The sequence below is a fragment of the Kitasatospora sp. NPDC058190 genome (assembly GCF_042883685.1).
GTDB lineage: Bacteria > Actinomycetota > Actinomycetes > Streptomycetales > Streptomycetaceae > Kitasatospora.
The window spans coordinates 102,627-109,410 of record NZ_JBHVVI010000019.1; the positions used below are offsets into that span (position 1 = coordinate 102,627).

The window sequence follows — 6,784 nt, forward strand, 5'->3', positions numbered from 1 at the left end:
GTCACTGTGCGTGGACAAAACGGACACCATCTTTGTGCACACGTTCACAAACGCATAGCCTGGCTGTCAAAGCCCAGCTTCACCCACAGGAGCACCGTGGCAATCGGCCGATCACCACAGAGCAGTTCGCAGACGCCCGACCAGGGCGCCGCGCGCCGACCCTCGCGTGCCCGGGGCATCCCGGAGGCGACCGTCGCCCGCCTGCCCCTCTACCTGCGGGCCCTCACCGCGCTCTCCGAGCGCTCGGTGCCGACCGTCTCCTCCGAGGAGCTGGCCGCCGCGGCCGGCGTGAACTCGGCCAAGCTGCGCAAGGACTTCTCCTACCTCGGCTCCTACGGCACCCGCGGCGTCGGCTACGACGTCGAGTACCTCGTCTACCAGATCTCCCGCGAGCTCGGCCTGACCCAGGACTGGCCGGTCGTCATCGTCGGCATCGGGAACCTCGGGCACGCCCTCGCCAACTACGGCGGCTTCGCCTCCCGCGGATTCCGGGTCGCCGCCCTGTTGGACGCCGACCCCAACGTGGTCGGTTCCACCGCGGCCGGACTTCCGGTGCGCCACATGGACGAGCTGGAGTCGATCGTCGAGAGCCAGCACGTCTCCATCGGCGTGATCACCACCCCGCCCGGCGCCGCCCAGCAGGTCTGCGACCGGCTGGTCGAGGCCGGCGTCACCAGCATCCTCAACTTCGCCCCGACCGTGCTGACCGTCCCGGACGGCGTGGACGTGCGCAAGGTGGACCTCTCCATCGAGCTGCAGATCCTCGCCTTCCACGAGCAGCGCAAGGCCGGCGAGGAGCCGGACCGCACCGAGTCGGTGCTGGACCGCGCCCCCGGTCCGGTCCGGGCGGCGGCCGCCAAGCTGCGCCGCGCGGCCGGCGGCGGCAACGGCAAGGGCCGCGCCGGCGAGCCGGCGGCCAAGGACCAGGCCGAGCAGTCGGCCAAGGGCAAGTCCGCCAAGGGCGGCGAGGGCGAGCTGTCTGCGGTGATGCCCGCATGAACACCGAGAGCTGTGGGGGGCGGGCATGAGTCTTCTCGTCGTCGGACTGAGCCACCGGACGGCACCGGTCGGCGTGCTGGAGCGCGCCGCGCTGACCGGTGAGGTCCCGACCCGGCTGCTGCACGACGCGGCCGCCACCTCGACCGTCGCCGAGGCCGCGCTGCTCAACACCTGCAACCGGATCGAGCTGTACGCGGACGTGGACAAGTTCCACGCCGGCGTCGCCGAGCTGTCGCTGCTGCTGGCCCACCACAGCGGGGTGGACCTGGAGGAGCTGACCTCCCACCTGTACGTCCACTACGAGGACCGCGCCGTCCACCACCTGTTCTCGGTGGCCTGCGGCCTGGACTCGATGGTGGTCGGCGAGGGCCAGATCCTCGGCCAGCTGCGCGACGCGCTGGCCAAGGCCCAGGACGAGCACACCGCCGGACGCGGCCTGAACGAGCTGTTCCAGCAGGCCCTGCGGGTCGGCAAGCGGGCGCACAGCGAGACCGGCATCGACAAGGCCGGCCAGTCGCTGGTCACCTTCGGCCTGGAGCAGGTCGCGGCGGGCGCGGGCGAGATCGCCGGCAAGCGCGCGCTGGTGGTCGGCGCCGGCTCGATGAGCTCGCTGGCCGCCGCCACCCTGGTCCGCTCCGGCGTCACCGACCTGCTGATCGCCAACCGGACCCCGGCCCGCGCCGAGCGCCTGGTCGAGATCCTCGGCCCGGACGTGGCCCGCACCCTCGACCTCGCCAAGGTGCCGCAGGCGCTGGCCGACGTCGACCTGGTGATCTCCTGCACCGGAGCGGCCGGCGTGGTGATCAAGGCCGAGGACGTGGCCGCCGCCGTCGCCCTCCGCAGCTCGCCGGAGCCGCTCGCCCTGCTCGACCTCGCCATGCCGCGCGACGTCGACCACGCGGTGCACGAGCTGGACGGCGCCCTGCTGGTCGACCTGGAGAGCCTCTCCCACGCGCACGCCGCCAGCCCCGGCGCCGGCGACGTCGACCAGGTCACCCGGATCGTCGCCGACGAGGTGACCGCCTTCGGCGCCGCCCAGCGGGCCGCCCGGATCGCGCCGACCGTGGTCGCGCTGCGGGCGATGGCCTCCGACGTGGTCGCCGCCGAGCTGGGCCGGCTGGACTCCCGGCTGCCCGACCTGGACGAGCGCTCCCGCGCCGAGATCACCCAGACCGTCCGTCGCGTCGTCGACAAGCTGCTGCACGCCCCGACCGTCCGGGTGAAGCAGCTGGCCGCCGAGCCCGGCGGCGCCTCCTACGCGGACGCCCTTCGCGAGCTGTTCGACCTCGACCCGGCGGCCGTGCACGCCGTGTCGGGCACGCCCGTCGGCGGCCGGCCCCAGCCCTCGGGCGGGGGCGCCAGATGAACCGTCAGCCATCCCACGAGTACCACCGGGACGATCACGTCATGAATGGTCAACCGCTCACCGAGCAGGCCCCGGGAGCCCCCGCCCTGCGGCTCGGCACCCGGCGCAGCGCGCTCGCCATGGCCCAGTCGGGCATGGTCGCCCGCGAGGTGACCAGGCTCACCGGGCGCCCCGTCGAGCTGGTCGAGATCACCACCTACGGCGACACCTCCCGGGAGGCGCTCGCGCAGATCGGCGGCACCGGTGTGTTCGTCTCCGCGCTGCGGGACGCGCTGCTGGAGGGCCGGATCGACTTCGCCGTGCACTCGCTCAAGGACCTGCCCACCGCCTCCCCCGAAGGCCTGGTGCTGGCCGCCGTCCCCGAGCGCGAGGACGTCCGGGACGCCCTGGTCGCGGCCGAGGGCCTGAACCTGGACGAGCTGGTGGAGAAGCTCGCCGGCGCCGGCCGCCCGGCCCGGATCGGCACCGGCTCGCCGCGCCGGATGGCCCAGCTGAACGCCTGGGCGATCGCCCGCGGCGCCCAGCTGGAGACCGTCGCGATCCGCGGCAACGTGGACACCCGGATCGGCTACGTGACCGGCGGTGAGCTGGACGCGGTCGTGCTGGCCACGGCCGGCCTCAACCGGCTCGGCCGCAGCGCCGAGATCTCCCAGCACCTCGACCCCGAGCTGATGATCCCGGCCCCCGGCCAGGGCGCGCTCGCGATCGAGTGCACCGCCGCCGCCGTGCTTCCCGACGGTGGCTCGCTGGCCGCCGCGCTCGCCCTGCTGGACCACGCCCCCACCAGGGTCGCCGTGGCCGCCGAGCGCGCCCTGCTGGCCACCCTGGAGGCCGGCTGCTCGGCCCCGGTGGCCGCGCTGGCCACCTGGGGCCAGGAGAACGAACTGCGGCTGGACGGTGTGGTCGGCAACCCCGACGGCACCGCCCTGCTGAAGATGTCCGCCAACGGTCCGATCGTCCTCGACGAGACCGCCGAGCAGCAGGCGCGGGCCCTCGGCCACGCCCTGGCCGCCCGGCTGCTCGACGGGGGCGCGGCCGCCCTGATGGGGGAGCGAGCCCGATGAGCCCCACCGCCGCCACCGACGCCCTGTTCCCGGCCGGCCAGCCGACCGGACGGTGCACCTTCCTGGGCGCGGGCCCCGGGGACCCGGGTCTGCTGACCCTGCGCGCGGTCGAGGTGCTGTCCTCGGCCGACATCCTGGTGGCCGACCCGCTGACCGCAGCGGCCGTGCGCACCCACTGTCCGGCCGGTGTGCAGGTGCACACCCCGGCCGCCGAGGGCACCGACTTCGACCTGGCCAAGCTGGTCGCCGAGGCCGTCCGCTCCGGCAAGCACGTGGTCCGTACCGTCGACGGCGACCCGGGCCTGGACGGCTGCGCCGCCGAGGAGATGCTCAGCTGCGCGGGCGACGGGATCCCCTTCGAGGTGATCCCGGGCGTCGCCCAGTCGGTCGGCGTCCCGGCCTACGCGGGCGTCCCGCTGCGCGGCGCGGCCGGCGCCGACGTCCGCTTCGTGGACGGCGCCCAGCTGCTGTCCGGCGGCCCGGTCGACCTGGGCGCGCCGGAGACCACCCTGGTGGTCCGCACCACCCTGGGCCAGCTGCCGGCCACCGCCAACGCGCTGGTCTCCAACGGCCGCAAGCCGGATTCGGCGCTGAGCGCCACCCTCTCCGGCACCACCACCCGCCAGCGCACCTTCACCTCCACGCTGTCCGCCATCGCGGCCGACCTGAAGGCCGCCCGGGTGCTGCCCTCGCCGGTCTCCGCCCCGGTGGACCCGGCGACCTCGGTGATAGCCGTGGTGGGCGAGCAGGTCGCCCACCGGGCCTCGCACTCGTGGTTCGAGACCAAGCCGCTGTTCGGCTGGAACGTCCTCGTGCCGCGCACCAAGGAGCAGGCCCACGGCCTGTCCGAGCAGCTGCGCTCGTACGGCGCGGTGCCGCAGGAGGTGCCGACCATCGCGGTCGAGCCGCCGCGCACCCCGCAGCAGATGGAGCGGGCCATCAAGGGCCTGGTCACCGGCCGCTACGAGTGGATCGCCTTCACCTCGGTGAACGCCGTCCGCGCGGTCCGGGAGAAGTTCGAGGAGTACGGCCTGGACGCCCGCGCGTTCGCCGGCATCAAGGTCGCGGCGGTCGGCGAGACCACCGCGCAGGCCCTGGTGGACTTCGGCGTGAAGCCGGACCTGGTGCCCTCCGGCGAGCAGTCCGCGGCCGGGCTGCTGGAGGACTGGCCGCCGTACGACCCGGTCTTCGACCCGATCGACCGGGTGCTGCTGCCGCGCGCCGACATCGCCACCGAGACCCTGGTGGCCGGCCTGGTCGAGCTCGGCTGGGAGGTCGACGACGTGACGGCGTACCGGACGGTGCGCGCCTCGCCGCCGCCGGCCGAGACCCGTGAGGCGATCAAGGGCGGCGGCTTCGACGCGGTGCTGTTCACCTCGTCCTCGACCGTCCGGAACCTGGTCGGCATCGCCGGCAAGCCGCACAACGTCACGGTCATCGCCTGCATCGGCCCGGCCACCGCCAAGACCGCCGAGGAGCACGGCCTGCGGGTCGACGTGATGGCTCCGGCGCCGTCGGCGGGGGCGCTGGCCCAGGCGCTGGCAGACTTCGGGGCCAAGCGTCGCGATACCGCGACGGCCGCGGGCGAGCCGGTCTACCGGCCCAGCGAGCGCCGTCCGGGCTCGCGCCGCAAGGCCCGCTGAGGGTCCCCATCAGTGTGCCGGGGGCGGCGGTTCACCGCCCCCGGCACGGCACAACCGTTCGGAGAGAGAAGCCGTGTCCGCTGAATTCCCGTACGTTCGCCCCCGCCGGCTGCGCCAGAGCCCGGCGATGCGCCGCCTGGTCGCCGAGACCCGGCTGCACCCGGCGGAGCTGATCCTGCCCGCCTTCGTCAGCGAAGGCATCACCGAGCCGAAGCCGATCACCTCGATGCCCGGCGTGGTCCAGCACACCCGGGACTCCCTGCGGAAGGCCGCGGTGGAGGCCGCCGAGGCCGGCGTGGGCGGCATCATGCTGTTCGGCCTGCCCGAGGTGAAGGACGCCGTCGGTTCCGAGGGGACCAATCCGGACGGGATCCTGCAGCAGGCCATCCGCGACGTGGTCGCGGAGGTCGGCGACCAGCTGGTGGTCATGTCGGACCTCTGCCTGGACGAGTTCACCGACCACGGCCACTGCGGCGTGCTGGCCGAGGACGGCAGCGTGGACAACGACGCGACCCTGGCGCGCTACGCCGAGATGGCCGTGGTCCAGGCCGAGGCCGGTGTCCACATGGTCGGCCCGTCCGGCATGATGGACGGTCAGATCGCCGTCATCCGAAGGGCGTTGGACGAGGCCGGCCACCAGGACGTCAGCGTCCTCGCCTACACCGCCAAGTACGCCTCCGCGCTGTACGGCCCGTTCCGCGAGGCCGTCAACTCCTCGCTCAAGGGCGACCGCAAGACCTACCAGCAGGACCCGGCCAACGCCCGCGAGGCCCTGCGCGAGCTGGAGCTGGACCTCGCCGAGGGTGCGGACCTGGTGATGGTCAAGCCGGCCATGCTGTACCTGGACGTCCTGCGGCAGGTCGCCGACGTCTCGCCGGTGCCGGTGGCCGCGTACCAGATCTCCGGCGAGTACTCGATGGTCGAGGCCGCCGCCGCCAACGGCTGGATCGAGCGGGAGCGCACCATCCTGGAGACGCTCACCTCGATCCGCCGGGCCGGCGCCGAGCAGATCCTCACCTACTGGGCGGTCGAGGCCGCCGCGATGCTGTGACTCGCCCGCTCGCCTCCGGGGCGCTCTGGCCCGGTGCCGACGGTCGGCGCACTGATATTCGCCCACTCGCCTCCGGGGCGCTCTGGCCCGGTGCCGACGGTCGGCGCTCCGGCGCTCGTGCCTCGCTGGTCGCTTCTCCCTTTCGGCACCGGCGCGCCCCTTCGGCTCGGGGCGCTGTACAGCACACGGAAGGCCGGGCCGCTCCCCCGGGGCGCGGCCCGGCCTTCCGGCGTACTACTTCCAGCCGTTGATGTGCGCGAAGCCCTCGACGCCGCCGACCAGGTCGGTGGCGGTGGCCGCGCCGCCGCCCTTGCCGCCGGCGATGACGTCGGAGGTGTGGGCGATGCCCCAGCCGCCGCCGGCCACGAACGGCTGGTCGGCGGAGGCGACGATGCCCTCGCCGCCCTCGAGGCCGACGTGGGCGAACGCCGGGGTGGCGGCACCGGCGAGCGCCAGCGCGGCGGTGGCGGTCAGGGCGGCCTTGGCCAGCTTGCTCTTCATGGATCTGCCCTCTCTGTGGGAGCGCCCCCGCGGGCGCTCTGCCTCTGACTCGTGCTCTGACTCGTGATCACATCCCGCCCGTCCGGCCCGGCGCCCCACGCACCGGGCCGGACGGGCGCTCACCCCGCCCCGCCGACGGCCCCGTCGGGTTACACGTCCC

Annotated in this window: 6 protein-coding genes; 5 read left to right on the plus strand and 1 reads right to left on the minus strand. The window is 74.2% G+C overall.

What is annotated here, in order from left to right; all coding sequences use genetic code 11:
• Positions 1-96: 96 nt before the first annotated feature.
• From ACFVWU_RS12205 to hemB, 5 genes are all read left to right on the plus strand, one after another.
• Positions 97-999 (plus strand): redox-sensing transcriptional repressor Rex, encoded by a 903-nt coding sequence (locus ACFVWU_RS12205; protein WP_387618605.1) that lies wholly within the window; start codon positions 97-99, stop codon positions 997-999.
• Positions 1,000-1,024: 25 nt separating this feature from the next.
• On the plus strand, positions 1,025-2,365 hold the full coding sequence (locus tag ACFVWU_RS12210; protein ID WP_387618607.1) for a glutamyl-tRNA reductase: 1,341 nt from the start codon (positions 1,025-1,027) through the stop codon (positions 2,363-2,365).
• A 41-nt stretch (positions 2,366-2,406) separates the two neighbouring features.
• Complete coding sequence (gene hemC, locus ACFVWU_RS12215; protein WP_387618610.1) at positions 2,407-3,429, plus strand: hydroxymethylbilane synthase; 1,023 nt, start codon at positions 2,407-2,409, stop codon at positions 3,427-3,429.
• Complete coding sequence (locus tag ACFVWU_RS12220; protein WP_380608421.1) at positions 3,426-5,072, plus strand: uroporphyrinogen-III synthase; 1,647 nt, start codon at positions 3,426-3,428, stop codon at positions 5,070-5,072. Before hemC ends, ACFVWU_RS12220 begins: the two co-directional genes overlap by 4 nt.
• Positions 5,073-5,145: 73 nt before the next feature.
• Positions 5,146-6,123, plus strand: a complete 978-nt coding sequence (gene hemB / locus ACFVWU_RS12225) for a porphobilinogen synthase (protein ID WP_387618613.1) — start codon at positions 5,146-5,148, stop codon at positions 6,121-6,123.
• A gap of 234 nt (positions 6,124-6,357) precedes the next feature.
• Here hemB and ACFVWU_RS12230 read toward each other — a convergent pair whose 3' ends face one another.
• Positions 6,358-6,624, minus strand: coding sequence for a hypothetical protein (locus ACFVWU_RS12230; protein WP_387618615.1), 267 nt, complete (start codon positions 6,622-6,624; stop codon positions 6,358-6,360).
• Positions 6,625-6,784 lie beyond the last annotated feature (160 nt).